17 protein-coding genes are annotated in these 19,902 nt (G+C 63.8%); 7 read left to right on the top strand and 10 right to left on the bottom strand.

The window, feature by feature from the left end; genetic code table 11:
- Window positions 1-274: 274 nt before the first annotated feature.
- Complete coding sequence (locus tag NJ69_RS05720; RefSeq protein WP_052192201.1) at window positions 275-454, bottom strand: hypothetical protein; 180 nt, start codon at window positions 452-454, stop codon at window positions 275-277.
- A 291-nt stretch (window positions 455-745) separates the two neighbouring features.
- Complete coding sequence (locus NJ69_RS05725) at window positions 746-2,161, bottom strand: PLP-dependent aminotransferase family protein (RefSeq protein WP_039577012.1); 1,416 nt, start codon at window positions 2,159-2,161, stop codon at window positions 746-748.
- A 333-nt stretch (window positions 2,162-2,494) separates the two neighbouring features.
- On the opposite strand from NJ69_RS05725, the gene NJ69_RS05730 reads away from it, so the two are divergent.
- Window positions 2,495-3,907: an amino acid permease gene (locus NJ69_RS05730; protein WP_039577013.1), complete on the top strand. Its 1,413-nt coding sequence runs from the start codon at window positions 2,495-2,497 to the stop codon at window positions 3,905-3,907.
- A 64-nt stretch (window positions 3,908-3,971) separates the two neighbouring features.
- Here the strand turns inward: NJ69_RS05730 and NJ69_RS05735 are convergent, their stop codons facing one another.
- A complete protein-coding gene (locus tag NJ69_RS05735) occupies window positions 3,972-4,706 on the bottom strand; it encodes a FecR family protein (RefSeq protein ID WP_162889506.1) in 735 nt (244 codons plus the stop codon).
- A gap of 165 nt (window positions 4,707-4,871) precedes the next feature.
- Between NJ69_RS05735 and tam the strand changes: the two genes are divergently transcribed.
- Window positions 4,872-5,648, top strand: coding sequence for a trans-aconitate 2-methyltransferase (tam, locus tag NJ69_RS05740; protein ID WP_039577016.1), 777 nt, complete (start codon window positions 4,872-4,874; stop codon window positions 5,646-5,648).
- Window positions 5,649-5,666: 18 nt separating this feature from the next.
- Here tam and NJ69_RS05745 read toward each other — a convergent pair whose 3' ends face one another.
- Window positions 5,667-6,542, bottom strand: coding sequence for a LysR substrate-binding domain-containing protein (locus tag NJ69_RS05745; protein WP_039577018.1), 876 nt, complete (start codon window positions 6,540-6,542; stop codon window positions 5,667-5,669).
- Between the two features lie 129 nt (window positions 6,543-6,671).
- On the opposite strand from NJ69_RS05745, the gene NJ69_RS05750 reads away from it, so the two are divergent.
- From NJ69_RS05750 to NJ69_RS05765, 4 genes are all read left to right on the top strand, one after another.
- Window positions 6,672-8,063 (top strand): FAD-dependent oxidoreductase, encoded by a 1,392-nt coding sequence (locus NJ69_RS05750; RefSeq protein WP_039577021.1) that lies wholly within the window; start codon window positions 6,672-6,674, stop codon window positions 8,061-8,063.
- Window positions 8,064-8,159: 96 nt separating this feature from the next.
- Window positions 8,160-8,870 (top strand): YebC/PmpR family DNA-binding transcriptional regulator, encoded by a 711-nt coding sequence (locus NJ69_RS05755; protein WP_039577023.1) that lies wholly within the window; start codon window positions 8,160-8,162, stop codon window positions 8,868-8,870.
- Window positions 8,871-8,946: 76 nt separating this feature from the next.
- Window positions 8,947-9,891, top strand: a complete 945-nt coding sequence (locus tag NJ69_RS05760) for a LysR family transcriptional regulator (protein WP_039577025.1) — start codon at window positions 8,947-8,949, stop codon at window positions 9,889-9,891.
- 108 nt (window positions 9,892-9,999) lie between these two features.
- Entirely contained in the window at window positions 10,000-11,424 is a 1,425-nt protein-coding gene (locus tag NJ69_RS05765; RefSeq protein ID WP_039577028.1) for a DOPA decarboxylase, read from the top strand.
- Here NJ69_RS05765 and NJ69_RS05770 read toward each other — a convergent pair.
- On the bottom strand, window positions 11,414-12,784 hold the full coding sequence (locus NJ69_RS05770; protein WP_039577029.1) for an MFS transporter: 1,371 nt from the start codon (window positions 12,782-12,784) through the stop codon (window positions 11,414-11,416). The two genes, NJ69_RS05765 and NJ69_RS05770, sit on opposite strands and share 11 nt — an antisense overlap.
- Window positions 12,785-13,061: 277 nt before the next feature.
- Between NJ69_RS05770 and quiC the strand changes: the two genes are divergently transcribed.
- Window positions 13,062-14,957 carry a 3-dehydroshikimate dehydratase QuiC gene (gene quiC, locus NJ69_RS05775; protein WP_039577032.1) on the top strand — a complete coding sequence of 632 codons (1,896 nt, stop codon included), beginning with the start codon at window positions 13,062-13,064 and terminating at the stop codon, window positions 14,955-14,957.
- 60 nt (window positions 14,958-15,017) lie between these two features.
- Here the strand turns inward: quiC and NJ69_RS05780 are convergent, their stop codons facing one another.
- The 5 genes from NJ69_RS05780 to NJ69_RS05800 form a co-directional block, all read right to left on the bottom strand.
- Window positions 15,018-15,656, bottom strand: coding sequence for a TIGR04211 family SH3 domain-containing protein (locus NJ69_RS05780; protein WP_039577034.1), 639 nt, complete (start codon window positions 15,654-15,656; stop codon window positions 15,018-15,020).
- Between the two features lie 226 nt (window positions 15,657-15,882).
- On the bottom strand, window positions 15,883-17,256 hold the full coding sequence (gene ppnN / locus NJ69_RS05785) for a nucleotide 5'-monophosphate nucleosidase PpnN (protein WP_039577036.1): 1,374 nt from the start codon (window positions 17,254-17,256) through the stop codon (window positions 15,883-15,885).
- Window positions 17,257-17,377: 121 nt separating this feature from the next.
- Entirely contained in the window at window positions 17,378-17,818 is a 441-nt protein-coding gene (locus NJ69_RS05790; RefSeq protein ID WP_029614835.1) for a DUF4440 domain-containing protein, read from the bottom strand.
- A 170-nt stretch (window positions 17,819-17,988) separates the two neighbouring features.
- The gene (gene pncB / locus NJ69_RS05795) at window positions 17,989-19,188 is read right to left on the bottom strand and encodes a nicotinate phosphoribosyltransferase (protein ID WP_029614836.1); all 1,200 of its coding nucleotides are present in this window, start codon (window positions 19,186-19,188) and stop codon (window positions 17,989-17,991) included.
- A complete protein-coding gene (locus NJ69_RS05800) occupies window positions 19,185-19,835 on the bottom strand; it encodes a nicotinamidase (protein ID WP_039577039.1) in 651 nt (216 codons plus the stop codon). Before NJ69_RS05800 ends, pncB begins: the two co-directional genes overlap by 4 nt.
- Window positions 19,836-19,902 lie beyond the last annotated feature (67 nt).

Below are 19,902 nucleotides of genomic sequence, written 5' to 3' on the forward strand. Positions count from 1 at the left end.
CGGTGGCTTTGTTGAGGCTGAGTCACCTTTTCGCCCTTACGGCGACCCTCTTTTTTTCTTGGAAAAAAGAGGGGCAAAAACCGCTTGCTCCCGCATACGGCCCCTTCGCTGCGCTGCGGGGTTCCCTCGCGCCGGTGGCACTCCGGGGGTACCGCGCTTAGGGGCCATCCTGGCCCCAAGCGCTTGACGGGCATCCATGCCCGTCAACCCCCTCCATGCCACCTCTGCTCGGCCTCCTGAGGTCGCGATGGGCGGCGTCTGAACTGGCGCGCGCTTAGAAGCTGGGCGGTGGGGCAGATGTTCTGGAGCGCTGCGCGATCAAATCGGCGTTGCCGTTGCCGTTGCCGTTGCCGTTGCCGTTGCCGTTGCCGTTGCCGTTGCCGTTGCCGTTGCCGTTGATCTTGATCTTGATCTTGATCTTGATCTTGATCTTAGTGCGCGGTAGTTCAAACACCGCCAACCGCGACCTCAGGAGGCCGAGCATAGGCGTTGCGCAGGGAGGTGACGGGCATGGATGCCCGTCAAGCGCTTGGGGCCAGGACGGCCCCTAAGCGCGGTCCTCCCGGAGCGACGCCGGCGCGAGGGGACCCCTGCGCGCAGCGCAGGGGCCGGATGCGGGAGCAAGCGGTTTTTGCCCCCCTTTTTTCCAAGAAAAAAAGGGGGTCGCCGTAAAGGCGAAAAGGTGACTAAAACCCAATACAAATCAAAGAGATGCAACAAAAAATAGCAGGCACCACCAGCCCCCCTACAACCCCAACCGCCCCCGAACAACCTGCTCCAAGACCCCCCACATCCCCTCATCCAAACTAAACGCCACATTGAACCTCATCCACCCCGTCACCCCCGCATCGACCATGAACAACTGCCCAGGCCCCAACATCACCCCCGCCTCGAGCGCCTCGTCCAACAACGCCGCGCTATCAGGAATCCCCGGATGCCGCGTCCAGATATACATCCCCTCATCCGACTCGGTGAACAGCTCGAACCCCATCCGCTGCAGGCGCCCCCCGACCACTTGGTGCGCTTGCGCCAGGCGCTGGCGCAGACGCTTGAGGTGTTTGCGCCAGCGCCCATCGATCACCGCCGCATACACCACCCGCTCCATCACCTGAGAGGTGGTCAGCCCCGAGCGCATCTTCAACTGCAACAACCTTTGCATCAGTTCCGACTCAGCCACCAGATAGCCGACCCGCACGTTCGGCGAGATGCTCTTGGAATAGCTGCCCACATACACCACCTGCTGCAAGTGGTCGAGGCTGGCCAGGCAAGGCTGCGGATTGGCGATCATGTCCGCATACAAGTTGTTCTCCACCAAGCGCACCCCATGCTGCGACGCCAGTTGCAGCAGACGGTGCAGTTGCGCCAGCGGCGTGCGCGAACAGGTTGGGCTGTGCAGGTGCGGCTGGGTGAAGAACACCGTCGGTCGATGTTCGGCCAGCAGCCGCTGCAGTTGGTCCAGGTCATAGCCAGCCGGCGTGCGCGGCACCCCCACCAGCGTGGCACCCTGAAAGCGCAGGATGCTCATCAGGTTGGGATAGCCCGGGTCGTCGACCAGCACCACGTCACCCGGGCGCACCAGCGTGCGTACCGCCAGGTCCAGTGCCTGACTGGCGCCGTGGGTGAGCATCAGCTGCGCCGGGTTGACCACGATCGACAGCTCCTGCTGCAGATTCTGCGCGGTGAGCGCGCGCAGCTCCGGCAGGCCCATCGGGTCGCCGTAGCCGGACAGCTCCAGCGGACTGCCGGCCACCTGGCGCATGCCCCGGCGCAGGCCGTCTTCATACATCCAGTCGTTGGGTAGCCAGCCGCAACCGGGCTTGAACGGCAACTGGCGGGTTTCGAAGATCTGCTGCAGGTACCATTCCGAGTTGAACGATGGTCGGGTTGCGTCTGCGGTCGGGGTCTGGGCGTCGAGCACCTCGCCGGCCGTGCGACTGACGAAGAAACCGGCGTTGCCGCGACTGACCAGCAGCCCTTGGGCCACCAAACGGTCATAGGCTTCGACGACGGTGAAGGTGCTCACCGAGTAGGTCGAGGCGAACGCGCGGATCGACGGCACCTTGGCGCCGGGCTTGAGGGTCTGGTTGTCGATGAGTGCGCGCAGGCCGTCGATGATCTGGTTGACCAGCGGGGTAGGGGCGTCGGGGTGTAGTCGCAGCATGGGGGGGCCTTCAGGGGTGCAGAGCGGCGGGCGCCTGCGCGGTGTCGCAGGTGTATTGCATGGGCGGCCTGTACAGTGCAGTGCGGATTTCATGCCACTGTGCATGGCTCTCTGTGTCGGACATTTTTACATTAGGTGTCAGATATCGCCAGATGTAGCACGTTCAGTACGTCCGAGCGGCCACGTTCGGACGCGTCAGCAGGCCGCCATGGAAGGTCTGCGTGTGTTTCTCACACCTCCTGCCCGCATTAGCGCTGATGTAAAGGTGAGGCCGATAACCATCGGGGTTTCACAGTTTTCCTTGGATAAAAAGAAACACGGGGTACACAACTGATGGACGCAACATCCACATCCTCCACCACCGCGAAAGGCGGGCACGAGAGCCAGCTCAGTGCCTCGCTCAAGTCGCGCCACCTGACGATGATGTCGATCGCCGGGGTGATCGGCGGCGCCTTGTTCGTCGGCTCCGGCAGCGTGATCCACAGCGCCGGTCCAGCGGCTGTCCTGGCGTATCTCGCCGGCGGCATCCTGGTGGTGCTGATCATGCGCATGCTCGGCGAGATGGCGACGTCTTCGCCGGACACCGGCTCGTTCTCCACCTACGCCGACCGCGCCATCGGGCGCTGGGCCGGTTTCACCATCGGTTGGCTGTACTGGTGGTACTGGGTCATCCTCATGGCGTGGGAAGCCTACGTGGCGGGCAAGATCCTGCACGGTTTCTTCCCCGGCGTCAGCGTCAACGTGTTCGTGTTGGCGACCACTTTGCTGCTGATCACTGTGAACTTCTTCAACGTCAAGCACTACGGCGAGTTCGAATTCTGGTTCGCCTTGATCAAGGTGGTGGCGATTGTCTGCTTCCTGGTGGTGTGTACCGCGGCGGTGCTGAACATCTGGCAATTCGGTGAGGTGCGCGGGATTACCCACCTGACCGCCGAAGGCTTCATGCCCAACGGCATCACCACGGTGATCGGTGCCTTGCTCGGGGTGATGTTCGCCTTTCTCGGCGCCGAGATCGTCACCATTGCCGCGTCCGAAGCGAAGGACCCGGCCACCCAGATCGTCAAGGCGACCAACTCGGTGGTTTGGCGCGTGTGCCTGTTCTATGTCGGCTCGATCTTCCTGATCGTCTGCCTGGTGCCGTGGAACGACCCGCATTTGGGCGTTTCCGGCTACGGCGCCTACCGTCGCACCCTGGAACTGCTGGGCGTGCCCTATGCCGAACTGCTGATGAACTTCGTGGTGCTGACCTCGGTGAGCAGTTGCCTGATTTCCGGCCACTACACCGCCTCGCGCATGCTGTTCTCGCTGTCCCAGCGCGGCGACGCACCGTCGTTCTTCAAGATCACCCGCGCCGGTACTGGCGTGCCGGTGTACGCGATCATGGGGTCGTGCGTGGTGGCGATTTTCTGCGCACTGATCAACTTCAGCGACACCCTGCGTCCGAAGGATGTCCTGGACACGCTGATGAACACCACGGGCATGATCGCCTTGCTGGTGTACCTGGTGATCGCCTTCTCGCAGTTGCGCATGCGTCGCAAGCTGATCGCCGAAGGCCGCGAGGTACGCCTGAAGATGTGGCTGTTCCCTTGGCTGACCTACCTGGTGATCGCCTTCATCGTGGCCGCACTGGTGACCATGGCGTTCATGGCTGACTACCAGGAAATCGTGCTGTCCACCGGTATTGCCGCGGCCGTCGTGGTGGCCATGGGCGTCGTGCACCAGATCCGCAGCGCCAAGCGTCACTGACGTTTCGCCGCTCGTCACGCGCGGTCGACTCTCCCAGGGTCGGCCGCGTTTTTGTATGTGGCCGCTAGCGGCGCCTGACCACGGTGATCCAGTCGGTGTAGTGGCTGACCGTGATGGGCAGCGCGGCCTCCAGCGACTGCAAGGCCTCGTCGCTGTCGTCCAGCGCCAGATCGTCGGCCACTCGCAGGTCGGCCAGCGAGGCGGCGCTGAATAGCAGCACGCCACGGTGATGTCGAGCCAGGCGTTCGAGCACTTCGTTCAACGCTTGGCCAGTGCCCGGCAGGCGTTCCAGATACCAGGCCGCTTGGGCATCGCCACCATCGGCCTTGATCGGTGTGCTGTGGCCTTGGGCATCGAAGCGCAGGTAATGACTGCGGTTCAGTGACAGGCGCCCATCATTGCCTTGGAATTCGACCCGACCGTCGAGCACGGTCACCTCGCTGCTGTCCTGCAGCCGTTCGACGATCAGCGTGGCGTCCAGTGGCCGTAGGGTGGCGTACGGGGTGACGATGTACAGCGGTCGGGTGTCGCCCCTGGCCGCTTCCAGCAGCAGTTGCCCCTTGAGTAGGTGGATGCGGCGTTGCGTCCTGTCGAACTCCAGATCCACGGCCGAGCCGTTATCCAGGGTCAGCAGGCTGCCGTCTTCCAGTTGCCGGGTCAGGCGGTTCTGGCTATCGGTGGACAGATCCGACACGTCGAAGCCTTGGCCCATCCAGGGCGAGGCGAGCAGCAGCGATGCGCCGACCAGAGCGAGGAGGGCGATGGGCAAGGCAAGGGGTGAGGAGCGCAAGGATTTCATGGTTGGCAGCATGTATGGACTAAGCGGATGACCTTCGCCTTCGTCTGTCAGTTCCAGCCTTCGCAGGCATGATCTGTTTCTGACGAAACGAATCGGTGCGGCACTTACCCCAGACCAGCACCGAAAGGCATATGCTGATACTTCCCCCTGCCCAAGGAGCTGCCCATGGCCTGGTCTGCCACTCAGTATTCGTTGTTCGAAAACGAGCGCACCCGCGCCGTGCGCGACTTGCTTGCGGCGGTGCCGCCGCGCCCGGTCCGTCACGCTACCGACCTGGGCTGTGGCCCCGGCAACTCCACCGAAGTGCTGCTGCAACAGTACGGTGATGCGTTGGTGGTGGCGTTGGACAGTGATCAGGACATGATCGACAAGGCCCGTGAGCGTGCCCGTCTGAAGGTGCCCCGGGTACGCTGCGAGGTGGCGGACATCGCGCTTTGGAACGCCGCCGAACCTCAGGACCTGATTCTCGCCAACGCCTCCTTGCAGTGGCTGCCCGAGCATGGCGCGCTGTACCCACACCTGGTGCAACAGCTTTCCGAAGGTGGCAGCCTGGCGGTGCAGACCCCTGACAACCTGGACGAGCCTGCACATCGGCGCATGCGCGAGATTGCCGGCCAAGGACCGTGGAAAGAAAAATTCACTGACTTCGCCCTGCCGCCACGGCACAGCGCCACGTTCTACTACGACCTGCTCAGCCCGCTGTGCGCACGGGTAGACGTCTGGCGCACCACCTATCACCACCCACTGAGCGGTGGCGCCGAAGCGGTGGTGGAGTGGTTCAAGGGCTCGGGTCTGCGGCCTTACCTGGCGCGCCTGGATGAGGACGAACGCGCGGCGTTCCTGCAGTTGTACCTGCAAGCGATGCAGCAGGATTACCCAGCCGCGACCGACGGCAAGGTGCTGCTACCCTTTCCACGATTGTTCGTGGTGGCCACGCGCTGAGTGCGGCGCCGGCGAGCATCAATCCTCGGCATTTTCCTGGACCATCTGCAGGAACGTCGCCACCACCCGGCGCGAGCGCTGCTCATCGAGGCACACCAGGGTTTCGCTCAAGCGCCGATGGCAGTCCTCGATCGGTAGTGCGCACAAGCGGGCATCGGCGCCGAATTCGGCCGCCGACACCACGCCCACGCCAATTCCCGCCACGACCGCTTCGCGCGCGGCTTCGCGGCCTTGCACCTCGATGGCCGTGCGCACGCGCAGGCCGGCGCGCTGCATTTCCTCTTCCAGTACCTGCCGGGTCACCGAGCCGGGTTCGCGCAGCACCAGTGGCGTGTCGTCCAGGTCGGCAAGACGGAGGGCGCCGCGTGTCGCCCAGGGGTGCTGGGCGCAAACGAATGCCACCAGCGGGTCGCTGCGGATCGGCAGGCAGAACAGCCGTTCATCCGTCACCTCGCAGGCGAGCAGCGCCAAGTCGGCCTGGTAGCGAAATAGCCGGGCCAGCGACTGGTCGCTGTTGCCCGTTTCGACCTTGACCTGGATGCCCGGATAACGCTGACAGAAGCGTGCGATCTGCGGCAGTACATGCACCGGCGCGTCCACCGCCAGCACCAGGCTGCCGGTGTCCAGGGCGCGGGAGTCCTGCAACAGCTCGACGGCCTCGGCTTCGCAGGCAAATAGCCGTCGAGTGATGCCGAACAGGCGCTCACCCAGGTCGGTCAGCCCCACGGTGCGCTTGTTGCGCTGGAACAGCAGGATGCCGAAGCGTTCTTCCAGCTTGCGTACTTGATCGGAGACGGCAGGCTGGGTCAGGCACAGATACTCGGCGGCACGGGTGAAGTTGTGATGCAGGGCGACGGCGTGGAAGGCTTTGAGCTGGGCGTGCGAAACCGACATGGACGTCTCCAACGACAGTAGTGAAAGCTTGGCTTATGACTGACATACGATAAATCGATTTTTCTTATTGTTCAGCGCTTGTTTTGATACCGCCCTGTCTTTTGCTTTCGTCTACAAGGAACTCGCGCAATGAGACCGTTCTGGCTGCAGCAGGCGCTGGCGTCACAGTCTGGGTCGCCGTGTCCCCCATTGCAGGGCGATGTGCGTTGCAATGTCTGCATCGTCGGCGGCGGCTACACCGGCCTGTGGACCGCGCTGATGCTCAAGCAGGCCCAGCCGACGCTGGATGTGCTGCTGATCGAGGCGGATATCTGCGGGGCCGGCGCGAGTGGTCGCAATGGTGGCTGTGCGCTGTCGTGGTCGGCCAAGTATTTCACCTTGGAACGGCTGTTCGGTGTGGCCGAGGCGGTGCGCCTGGTGAGCGAGTCCGAGCGCAGCATCGCCGCCATCGGCGCGTTCTGCCAGGCGCACGGCATCGACTGCGATTACCGCCGTGACGGCACGCTGTATACGGCCACTAATGCCGCACAGGTGGGCAGCACCGATGCGGTGATCGCGGCGCTCGAGCGCCAGGGCATCAGCAGCTTCCAGCGTCTGCCGTTGCCGCAGGTGCAGCGCCGCGCCGGCTCGCGCCGGCACCTGGAGGGCTGGTTCTCGCCAGCGGCGGCCACCGTGCAACCGGCGAAGCTGGTGCGCGGGCTGCGCCGGGTGGCGCTGCAGCACGGCGTGCGAATTCATGAAGGCACGGCGATGACGCAGTTGCAGCATGGCTCAGTGGTGGCGGTGCACACGCCTCACGGCACTGTCCGCGCCGATCGCGTGGTGTTGGGGCTCAATGCCGCGATGGCGCGCCAGTTCCGGGCGTTCGAGCGCAGCGTGGCGATCGTTTCCAGCGACATGGTCATCACCGAGCCGTGCGCTGAGCTGCTGCACCAGACCGGACTGGACAGCGGCGTCAGCGTGCTCGACTCGCGGATTTTCGTGCATTACTACCGCACTACCGTCGATGGTCGGCTGATGCTGGGCAAGGGCGGCAATACGTTCGCCTACGGTGGGCGTCTGTCCAAGGTGTTCGACCAGCCTTCGCCGTATCGTGCGCTGCTCCAGCGCACCTTGAGCGAGTTCTTTCCGAGTCTGGCCGAGGTGCCGCTGGCGGCGAGCTGGAACGGCCCATCGGATCGCTCGGTCAGCGGCCTGCCGTTCTTCGGTCGACTGGACGGGCAAGCCAACGTGTTCTACGGCTTGGGTTACTCCGGCAGCGGTGTCGGACCCTGCCACATGGGCGGACAGATCCTCTCGTCGCTGGCCTTGGGCCTGGATAATGCCTGGACCCGCTCACCGCTGGTGCGTGGGCCGCTGGGACTGTTTCCGCCAGAGCCCATCCGCTACCTCGGTTCGTTGCTGGTGCGCGAGGCCATCCGCCGCAAGGAGCGCGCCGAAGACCGAGGGCAAAGGCCTCGGCGGCTCGATGTTCGCCTGGCCAAGTTCGCGGCCGCGGCGGGGAAGGCCGACAAGGGGTGAGGATTTCTTGTCGAACCGGTCGGCGAGGGCGTATAAACTCTCCCCACTTTTTGGCCGGTCGCTTCCTGAACCGGCCGCGCAGACAAGAGAGTCGAGATGGGCGCACAGTGGAAAGCCAAACATAGAGAAGCCGCCGCCAATGCCAAGGGCAAGATCATGGGCAAGCTGGCCAAGGAAATTCAGATCGCGGCCAAGTCTGGCGCCGACCCGGACATGAACCCGCGCCTGCGCCTGGCCGTGGAGCAGGCGAAAAAGGCGTCGATGACCCGCGAGACCCTGGAGCGCGCGATCCGCAAGGGCGCCGGCCTGGATGGCGATACGGTGCAGTACTCGGCCGTGAGCTACGAGGGCTTCGCACCGCATCAGGTGCCGCTGATCGTCGAGTGCCTGACCGACAACGTCAACCGCACTGTCGCGCAGGTCCGCGTGCTGTTCCGCAAGGGTCAACTGGGCGCCAGCGGCTCGGTGGCGTGGGACTTCAACCACGTCGGTCTGATCGAAGCCACCCCGGTGGGCGACGCCGACCCGGAAATGGCTGCCATCGAAGCCGGTGCCCAGGACTTCGAGGAAGGAGACGAAGAAGGTTCGACCTTGTTCATCACCGACACCACCGACCTGGACGCGGTGCAGAAAGCCCTGCCTGATCACGGCTTCACCGTGACGTCGGCGAAGATCGGCTACACGCCCAAGAACCCGGTGAGCGCGGCCAGCCTGAGCGCCGAGGCCCTGGCCGAGGTCGAGGCGTTCCTGGAAGCGATCGACGAGAATGACGACGTTCAGAACGTGTATGTCGGCCTGACCGACTGATCAGCACCAAGCGCCGCTGCCGCCCCTTGGCCAATTCGCTCGCCACCGGGCGGCCAGCGTTTCAGGAAGGCCCGCCATGACCCCCACTTTCGCCTCCCTGAGCCTTGCCCACCTGCGTACCCTCGACTGTCTGCTGCGGCTGAAGAATCTCAGCCATGCCGCCGAGCGCCTGGGCTGCAGTCAGCCGGCACTGAGCCGTCAACTGGCCCATCTGCGCGACGCTTTCGACGATCCGCTGCTGGTGCGTCAGGGCCGTGGCTACGTACTCAGTGAGCATGCCGAAACCTTGGTCGAGCCGCTGCGTCAGGTACTCGAAGAACTCAGTGCGCTGCGCCAGCCGCCGGTGTTCGATCCGGCCCGGTGCGAGCGTCGGTTCTGTCTGGCTGCATCCGACTACGTGGCCGAGTTCATGCTGCCCGTATTGGTGGAAGCGCTGGAGCGTGAAGCACCAGGCGTGTCGCTGGAGTACCGCACTTGGCAGGCCGGGGAATACGGGCTATTGGCCAGCGGTGAGGTTGACCTCGCCACCACCCTGTTCGACGAGTCTCCGGCGAACCTGCATGGCCGCCTGCTCGGCGAGGATCAGGCGGTGTGCCTGATGGCCGCCGATCACCCACTGACCGCAGGCGTCGCCGTCAGTCAAGCGGACTATCTGGCCTATCGGCATGTGCGGGTGTCTGGCGGCGGTGACAAGGACAGCTTCATCGATCGCCACTTGCGCACTCAAGGCCTGCAGCGACGCCTGCAATTGCAGGTGCCGTTCTTTGGCGCCATGGTCAAGGTGATCGGACAGGGCCAGGCGCTGGCTACCGTGCCGGAACACATCGCCCGACAACTGTGCCGTCTGCACGGCCTGGCCTGGCGACCGCTGGGTTTCGTCGCCCACAGCCAGCGCTACTGGGTGGTGTGGCACCAGCGCTTGCAGGCGTCTGCCGAGCACCGCTGGTTGCGCAATCGGGTGTTCGAGCTGTGGCGTCAGTCGTCCTTCGGAGTCGAGGGTGGGCATGCGCACGTGCCATAGCAGCTATGCGCGAAGCGGGGTTATTGCTGGGAGGCGGCTGGCCTAGACTGGACCGATTGCCGCGTGTCTGGGGCTGCCCCGACACTTCATCCGCCCAGGAGCCCTCTTGTGACCCCCGAACAATTCCGTCAGCACGGCCACCAGCTCATCGACCTGATCGCCGATTACCGCCAGCGCGTTGGCGAGCATCCGGTGATGGCTCAGGTCGAGCCGGGCTACTTGAAGGCGGCGCTGCCCGAGCAAGCGCCACAACAAGGCGAGCCTTTCGCCGCGATTCTCGACGATGTGCTCCAGCAGGTGATGCCTGGCCTCTCCCATTGGCAGCATCCGGATTTCTACGGCTACTTCCCGTCCAATGGCACGTTGTCGTCGGTACTCGGCGATTTTCTCAGCACCGGTCTAGGCGTCTTGGGCTTGTCCTGGCAATCCAGCCCGGCCTTGAGCGAGCTGGAGGAAGTCACGCTCGACTGGCTGCGCCAGTTGTTGGGCCTGTCGCCGCAGTGGAGTGGGGTGATCCAGGACACCGCCTCGACCAGCACCTTGGTCGCGCTGATCAGTGCCCGTGAACGCAGTAGCGGCTATGCCTTGGCCCGGGGCGGTCTGCAAAGCCAGGACAAACCGTTGATCGTGTACGTCAGCGCCCAAGCCCACAGCTCAGTGGACAAAGCGGCGCTGCTGGCCGGCTTCGGCCGTGACAACATCCGCCAGATCCCGACCGACGAGCACTTCGCGCTGCGTCCCGAGGCGCTGCAAGCGGCCATCGATCAGGACCTGGCTGCCGGCAATCAGCCCTGCGCGGTGGTCGCTACCCTCGGGACTACCGCGACCACCGCACTGGACCCGCTGCGGGGCATCGGTGACATCGCCCAGGCGAGGGGCGTATGGCTGCATGTCGATGCGGCGATGGCCGGCTCGGCGATGATCCTGCCGGAGTGCCGCTGGATGTGGGACGGCATCGAGCTGGCTGATTCGCTGGTGGTCAATGCGCACAAATGGCTGGGGGTGGCTTTCGACTGCTCGCTGTATTACGTGCGCGATCCACAGCACCTGATCCGGGTGATGAGTACCAACCCCAGCTACTTGCAGTCGTCGGTGGACGATGAGGTGAAGAACCTGCGCGACTGGGGCATACCGCTGGGCCGGCGCTTCCGTGCCCTGAAGCTGTGGTTCATGTTGCGCAGCGAAGGGGTCGAGGCGTTGCAGCAGCGCTTGCGCCGCGACCTGGACAACGCCCGTTGGCTGGCTGAGCAGGTCGGCGCCGCGCCAGACTGGGAACTGCTGGCGCCGGTGCAGTTGCAGACCCTATGCTTGCGCCACCGTCCGGCGACGCTGGACGGCGATGCTCTGGACGCGCATACGCGCGGCTGGGCGGACCGGCTCAATGCCTCGGGCAAGGCCTATGTCACCCCCGCGACCCTGGACGGCCGCTGGATGGTGCGGGTGTCGGTCGGCGCGTTGCCGACCGAACGGGCGAATGTCGAGCGTCTTTGGGCGAACCTGCAGGCGGTGGTGGAGGCCCCTGTCAGGGGCTGACCACCTCGAAGCTGCTCTTGCGACTGGCATCGTACGCGGCTTTCTCCAAGGGCTTGGCCTGCGGATTACCCAGGTCGTCCATGGCCAGGCGGTAGGTTTCCGGGGCCAAGTAAGCGGCCAGCGCACAGACGCAAGTGATGACGAACGCCAGCCCGCCGACCACCAGCCAGATGTGCGTCGAGCCCGGCGGTGCGACGGCTGCGAACAGCGCCGGGAGCATGGCGGTGAGCATGGTGCCGATGTTCTGCGCGATGGCCATGGCCGAAACCCGGTAGCGGGTTTGGAACAGCTCGGGGTAGAAGCTGGGGAACACCGCGTTGTAACCCTGGTAGACCAGGCCCCACATCAGGATCGAGCCGGCGATGGCCAGCGGCACATTCTGGATGCTGATGGCGTACAGGTAGACGAACGCCAGCAGCCCCGAACCCAGGCAGCCGGCGATCATGGTCGGGCGGCGCCCGATACGGTCGGACAGGTTGCCGACGAAGGGAATCACCAGCACCGCGACGATATTGCCCACCACCGGGATCCACAGGTACACGCTCTTGTCGAAGCCGATGCCGTAGGCCGGTTGCACCGCATAGGCCGCGCCGAAGATGGTCGCCACCACCGGGATCACGTTCATCAGCGCCATGAACATCACCAGCACCATGTGCTTCCAGCTGTGGCGGAAGGCCTCGCCGATGGGCGACTTGGCCACCTTGTCCTGGCGCTCTTCCTGGACGAACGCCGGGGTTTCATGCACCTCTTTGCGAATGATGAAGCCGGCAATGAGCACCACGGCGCTCATCAGGAACGGGATGCGCCAGCCCCAGTCGTTGAAGGCTTCGCTGGGCATGAAGTAGGCCAGCGGCAGGAACACGGCCGCCGCCATCACCTGGCCGGCCTGCACGCCTTGCAAGGTATAGCTGGCGTAGTAGCCACGGCGACCGAACGGCGCGTGCTCCATGATCATCGAGCTGGCGCCGGAAATTTCTCCGGCCACGGCGAAGCCTTGGATCAGGCGCAGCACCACCAGTAGCGCGGGGGCGAGCAGGCCGATGTCATGGTAGGTGGGCAGCAGGCCCACGGCCATGGTCGACAGCCCCATCAGGAACATGCACAGCAGCAGCACGTTCTTGCGCCCGCGGGTATCGCCCCAGTGCCCGAGCACGAAGGCGCCGACGGGGCGGGCCAGGTAGCCGACGCCATAGGTGGCCAGGGAGGCAATGATGGCGATTTTCGGGTCGGTGGATGGGAAGAAGATCTGCGGGAAGATCAGTGCTGCCGCCTGGGCATAGATGAAAAAGTCGTAGTACTCGAGGGCCGAGCCGATCCAGCCACTGGCGGTGGCTTTCTTGGCCTGGGAAGAATGGGCCATGGTGTCTCCGTTGTTCTTGTCTGTTGTCGGAAGGCAGTCGCCCTCGGGCAGGCATGGGCCCGGATGGCAGCGACGAACGCATGGTTGTCCAGAGATTCAGAGTGAATCAATTGGCGTTGATGGGTTCTGTTCGATTACCGAACGCAAACTAACCATTTCGTACAAAGAGCGTTGCCGATGCGACTTTACCTGCGAATAATCGATCCTGCCATCGTCGAGAACAAGCGGGCTCTTCGGTAGACGAACCGGTGCCTGCGCGAACAACAAGGGACTTACCATGCAGCGCTCCATCGCCACCGTATCCTTGAGCGGCACCCTGCCTGAGAAGCTCGAAGCCATTGCTGCCGCTGGCTTCGACGGCGTCGAGATCTTCGAGAACGACCTGCTGCACTATGCCGGGTCCCCACGGGAAATCCGCCAGTTGTGCGCGGACCTGGGCATTGCCATCACCTTGTTTCAACCGTTCCGCGACTTCGAGGGATGCAAGCGCGAGCGCCTGCAGAAAAACCTCGACCGCGCCGAGCGCAAGTTCGACCTGATGCAGGAACTGGGCACCGATCTGGTGCTGGTGTGCAGCAATGTGCAGGCCGATGCCTTGGGCGAGGAACAGGTGCTGGTCGATGACCTGAGGCTACTGGCCGAGCACGCGGGTGCACGTGGCTTGCGCATCGGCTACGAAGGTCTGGCCTGGGGCCGACACGTCAATACCTGGCAACAGGTGTGGAACCTGGTGCGCCAGGCCGATCACCCCGCGCTGGGCGTGATTCTCGACAGCTTCCATACCCTCTCGCTCAAGGGCGATCCGCGCGGCATCCGCGACCTGCCCGGCGACAAGATCTTCTTCGTGCAGATGGCCGATGCGCCGATCCTGGCCATGGATGTGCTGGAGTGGAGCCGACATTTCCGCTGCTTCCCCGGCCAGGGTGAACTGGACCTGGCGGGTTTTCTCGCGCCGATCATTGCCAGTGGCTATCGCGGCCCGCTGTCGCTGGAAATCTTCAACGATGGCTTCCGTGCGGCGCCGACTCGGCAGAATGCCGCTGACGGACTGCGTTCGCTGTTGTATCTGGAGGAAAAGGCACGTCTGCGCCTGGCTGAGCAAGCCCAGGCGGTGGAGCCCGGTATCTTGTTCGCGCCGCCTGCGGCCAGTCGCTACGACGGCGTCGAGTTTCTCGAGTTCGCGGTGGACGAGGCGGTCGGTGCGCGTCTGGGCGGCTGGTTGAAACGGCTTGGCTTTGCCGAGGCGGGCCAGCACCGCAGCAAGGCGGTCAGGCTGCTGCGCCAGGGTGACATCAATCTCGTGCTCAACGCCGAACCCTATTCGTTCGGCCACAACTTTTTCGAGGCGCATGGCCCGTCGCTGTGCGCGGCGGCGCTCCGGGTGGACGATGCGCAGGCCGCGCTGCAGCGCGCGGTGGCCTACGGTGGTCAGCCGTTTCGCGGGCTGGTCGGGCCCAACGAGCGTGAGCTCGCTGCCGTGCGCGCGCCCGATGGCAGCCTGATCTACCTGGTCGAGTCTGCCACGGCCGGGCAGAGCATCTATGACAGCGACTTCCGTGTGGACCCACAGGCCAGCGCTACGGGTGGGCTGCAACGCATCGATCACATGGCCCTGGCGCTGCCGGCCGATGCTCTGGACAGTTGGGTGTTGTTTTATAAGAGCCTGTTCGACTTCACGGCCGATGACGAAGTGGTGTTACCCGACCCCTATGGCTTGGTGAAGAGTCGGGCGCTGCGCAGTCCCTGCGGGACGTTGCGTCTGCCGCTGAACATCTCGGAGAACCGCAATACTGCCATCGCCCATGCGCTATCGAGCTATCGCGGCTCGGGCGTACACCATATTGCCTTCGATTGTGCAGACATCTTCGCCGAGGTCACGCGTGCCAAGGACGCCGGGGTGCCGTTGCTGGAGATCCCCCTGAACTACTACGATGACTTGGCGGCGCGCTTCGACTTCGACGACGAATTTCTCAGTGAGCTGGCCTACTACAACGTGTTGTACGACCGCGATGCCCAAGGCGGTGAGTTGTTCCATGTGTACACCGAGCCGTTCGAGGAACGTTTCTTCTTCGAGATCATCCAGCGCAAGGGCGGCTATGCAGGGTATGGCGCGGCGAACGTGGCGGTGCGTCTGGCGGCGCTGGCCAAGCTGCGCGGTAGTGCGACGAAGTAGCCAGATGTGGGGCTTCGCTGGGGCCTTCAGGCGTCGCGACGAAGCCCTTCGAGCGCCAGGTCAGAACCAGCGGTCATTGCGTTTACGGCCGCGGGTCAGCGCCGGCAAGATCAGGCCCACCAACAGGCCGGCGCCGGCAATGCTGCCGCCGTACACCATGTAGCGCATCATCACCTGCTTGTTCTCGTCGCCCAGGCGCGCCTGGGTATCGCGCAGCGTCGACTGGGACTGCTCGAGCTGCTCATCCAAGGTTTTGTTGCGCGCTTGCAGCTCGTCGATCAACGCCTTGCGTGAGTCCAGGGTCTCCTGCATGCCTTGCACGCGAGTCTTCCAACTGTCGTCGATGGTCTTGAGCTGACCAGAGAGCTCCGCCACCTGAGCATCGAGCTGGGGTAGGCGCTCATTCTGGCCGGGCACCGCTTGCAGGTCGCTGGTGAGGATCCACACCAGGTCGCCGCTTTGGCCGCGCACCTGGCTGTAGTTGCCCTGGCTGCTGACCAGCGTCACCTTCTGTCCGGATTTCAGCGTGCCGACGATACGGTGGCCGTCGGTCGGACCGCTGCGCACATAAGTGCTGAGGCTGTCACTGACCCAGCGCGCATCGGTGCTGGCCTCTTCGGCATCGGCCAAGGGGGCCGCAACGAGCAGCGAGGCGAACAGCACGGGGAGGGCGAGGGTGGCGCGGCGGAATTCGGGCATGGTGGTCTTCGCAGAAGCAGTAACGGATGAAAAGCCCGGTGAATGGGCCGTGAGCCGATCGGTGGATTGACCGTCAGCCAAAGACCTTTTTTTTGTGGTCTGGTTCACTGCTCAGCGGAGGAAAAGTCTGCGAGGTGTTGCGAGAAATGTATTACCCACGACATCCTTCGGTGAAGGAAGCCGCAGCGACGAAGCGCCGCTGCGGCAGAGGCAAAATTCCAGGAACTCAGGTCACGACCTGATAGCACGGCACATAGGCCGCACCGCCAGGAAGCTTCATCCGGTGCTGGTCGACGAACGCCTGCAGCAGCTTGCCGAGCGGGTCGAGAATCGCCTGATCACCGCGGATCTGGTAAGGACCATGCTCCTCGATCAGGCGGATGCCCTTGTCCTTGACGTTGCCCGCGACGATGCCGGAGAACGCCCGACGCAGGTTGGCGGCCAGTTCGTGGGGCGGCAGGTCGCGGCGCAGGGCCAGGTCGGCCATGTTCTGGTGGGTGGGGTCGAACGGATGCTGGAAGCCGCCGTCGATCTTCAGCAGCCAGTTGAAGTGGAAGGCGTCGTTGCGCTCGCGGCGGAACTGCTTGACCGCCTTGAGGCCTTCAACCATGTGTCGAGCCACTTCGGCCGGGTCGTCGATGATGATCTGGTAATGACGCTGCGCGGCCTCGCCGAGGGTGGCGCCGACGAACGCATGCAGTTGCTGCAGGAACGGCTCGGCGCTGCGCGGTCCCGTGAGAATGACCGGGAAGGGCAGGTCGTGGTTGTCCGGGTGCATGAGAATGCCGAGCAGGTACAGGAACTCTTCGGCCGTGCCCGCGCCACCGGGGAAAATGATGATGCCGTGGCCGACACGTACGAACGCCTCCAGGCGTTTTTCAATGTCCGGCAGGATCACCAGTTCGTTGACGATGGGGTTGGGCGCCTCGGCGGCGATGATGCCCGGCTCGGTCAGGCCCAAGTAGCGGCTGCCGGCCATGCGCTGCTTGGCATGGGCGATGGTGGCGCCCTTCATCGGACCTTTCATCACGCCGGGGCCGCAGCCGGTGCAGATGTCGAGCTTGCGCAGGCCCAGTTCGTGGCCGACCTTCTTGGTGTACTGGTATTCCTCGGTGCTGATCGAGTGACCGCCCCAGCACACCACCATCTTCGGCTCCACGCCCGGGCGCAAGGTGCGCGCGTTGCGCAGCAGGTGGAAGACATAGTCGGTGATGCCCTGTGAGCTCTCCAGGTCGATGCGCTGGCTGGCCAACTCGCTTTCGGTGTAGACGATGTCGCGCAGCGCGCTGAACAGCATTTCGCGGGTGCTGGCGATCATTTCACCGTCGACGAACGCGTCGGCCGGTGCATTGAGCAGCTCCAGGCGCACGCCTCGGTCCTGCTGGTGAATGCGCACCTCGAAGTCCTTGTAGGCTTCAAGGATGGTCTTGGCGTTGTCGACATGCGCGCCGGTGTTGAGGATGGCCAGGGCGCATTGGCGGAAGAGGGTATAGAGGCTGCCGGTACCGGCCTGACTCAGTTGCTGGACTTCACGTTGCGACAGTGTCTCCAGGCTGCCCTTGGGGCTGACGGAGGCGTTGATGACATTGCGGTGGGGCATCAAAGTCTTTCCTGTGCGGGTAAAACATCCTTCTTTGACACCACCATACCGACAATTGCACCTGGCAACGAGAGGGCCGGCAAAGAATCTGCGGCTGCGCGTTCGACGTGCGCGCGGCTGCTCAGGCCTCGATGGAGGAGTGATGGCCGGTGATCAGCCACTGCGCTTCGATGCGTTCGAAGGTGAACAGGAAACGGGCAGGCACCACCCGCTGCTCGCCGGCCTGGCGGTAAACGAAGGTGTACAGGCCGCCGACCACCACGGTGCCGAGCTTGCGGCTGACGCGCTTCTTGAACACCTGGATATCGCAGACCAGGCCGTCGTTGGCCAGGAAGTTCTCGAAGTAGTTGCGGCGACTGTCCTGGCAATCGCGTACCTGATTGGACAAGGTCGGCACCAGGATCGCGTCTTCGGCGTAGAGGGCCAGCACCTGGTCGACATCTCGCGTGGCCACGGTCGCGGCCCAGCGATAGAGCGCGGCCTTGGCGCCGGCGAGGCAGGCCATCTCGGTGTCGGCGTAAAGGTCGGTTGGATGGGAGGCGACTGCTGGGTGCTGGGTCATGGTGAGCTCTGGAGTGAGGGTGGGAGGGGAGAAGACGATTGGAAAGCTGATGATTGTTATAATATAACATTTTCAGTTTTGTCAGAACGCTTCAGTCCAGAGCCCCGCCCGACCGGCATACCGCTGTCGCCGACCGGCCTTGCCGGTGCCGGCGACAGCAGTGGTCTGCATCAGACCACGTTGAACACATGACGCAGGTAGGCGACGAAGTTTTCGTCACGGCATTGAGTCTTGCCCGGGCTGTCGGAAATTTTCGCCACCGGCGCGCCGTTGCAGGCGGTCATCTTGATCACGATGTTCATCGGTGTCACATCGGGAATGTCGCAGGTGAGGTGGGTGCCGATGCCGAAGCTGACGTTGATGCGCTCATGCAAGGCGCGGTAAAGCTGCAGCATCTTGGCGAAGTCCAGGCCGTCGGAGAAGATCAGGGTCTTGCTCAACGGATCGATGCCCAGGCGCTGATAGTGGGCGATGGCTTTTTCCGCCCAGGCCAGCGGATCGCCCGAGTCGTGACGCAGGCCATCGAAGAGCTTGCCGAAATACAGATCGAAGTCCCTGACGAACGCGTCCATGCCGATACAGTCGGTCAGCGCGATGCCCAGCAAGCCGCGATATTCGCGCACCCAACATTCCAGTGCGGCCACTTGGCTGTCGACCAGGCGCGGACCGAGTTGCTGGTGGGCCATGAACCACTCGTGGGCCATGGTGCCGATCGGCCGAAGTTCATATTCACGGGCCAGGTGCACGTTGCTGGTGCCGACGAAACGGCCCGGAAAATCGTGCTTGAGGATGCGTACCACCTGCTCCTGGACCGGATAGGAGAATCGACGGCGGGTACCGAAGTCGGCCAGTTGCAAGCCCGCCAGTTCATCGGCGCTGGCTTCGCGCTTGAGCCAGTCGAGCTTTTGATACAGGCGTTCGCCGACCTGCTCCATGGTCACTTCCCGATAGCGGTAGCGGTTGCGCACCTCGGAGACGATCGCCAGCAGAGGGATTTCGTAAAGGATCACGTGCAACCAGGGCCCGCGCACGCGGATCGCCAGTTGCCCGGCATCGTCCAGCCCAACTTGGACATACCGCAGGTTGAAGCGGAACAGGCTGAGAAAGCGGATGAAGTCCGGCTTGATGAAGGGGATCTTCTCCAGATAGGCGAGTTGGTCGTGAGTGACCGAGACATCGGCCAACTGTTCGATCTGATAGCGGATCTCTGCAAGGTAGGGCGACAGGTCTTCGGCGTTGCGGCAGCGGAATTCCCATTCCACTTCGGCGTTAGGGTAGTTGTGCAAGACCGCCTGCATCATGGTGATCTTGTAGAAATCGGTGTCCAGCAAGTTCTGGATGATGCGTGGGGCGAATACGTCGTCGCTCATGGGCGGGTCTCCTTGAGCAGGGCCAGTTGGCGGTCGAGTGCGGCTTCGTCAGGGCATGTCAGCACGCCGGCGCGGATCAATTCGGAGCAGGCGTCTTCGCCGCCCTGGGTGCTGAGGGAGCGGCAGGCTGGGAGGTACAGCAACACCTGGAAACCCGCGCGCCTGAGCTGCAAGGCGGTGGTTCGCACGCAGTAATCCAGCGCCAGGCCGCCGACGATCACCGTTTCCACGCCTTGCACCTTGAGAAATTCGATCGCCCCGGTGGAGCGACGCTCGGCCAGGTCGTGGTAGCAGGCGCCGTAAGGATGCAGATCGGGTTCCACGCCTTTCCAGACGAAGTAGTCGTAGTCGATCGGGGCCGGCAGGCCAGGCAGCAGTTCGAAGCCTGGCGTGCCCGGCACGCAGTGGCTGACCCAGGTCAGGTCGGCGTTGGCCAGCGGCAAGGGTTGCAGCATTTGACTGGCCTCATCGACTGTCCAGGCCGCCTTGGCCGGGTGAGCGTCCTTGCTGCCCAGACGCAGATCGGCGCGGCGGGCCATGGCATTGAGTGCCGGGACGATCAGATGGCCGTCAGGCACAGGCAGCTCGAGCGGGGCGTTGGCAGTGAAGCCGTTCTGGGCGTCTACGTCGAAACTGGCGATTTTCATCGGAAGGCTCCTCGGCTGGAATGGCTACATAATCCATCTGGTGGTTTAAGTGTGTCAAGCGCTTTTA

It is taken from the genome of Pseudomonas parafulva, from assembly GCF_000800255.1.
GTDB classification, from domain to species: domain Bacteria; phylum Pseudomonadota; class Gammaproteobacteria; order Pseudomonadales; family Pseudomonadaceae; genus Aquipseudomonas; species Aquipseudomonas boreofloridensis.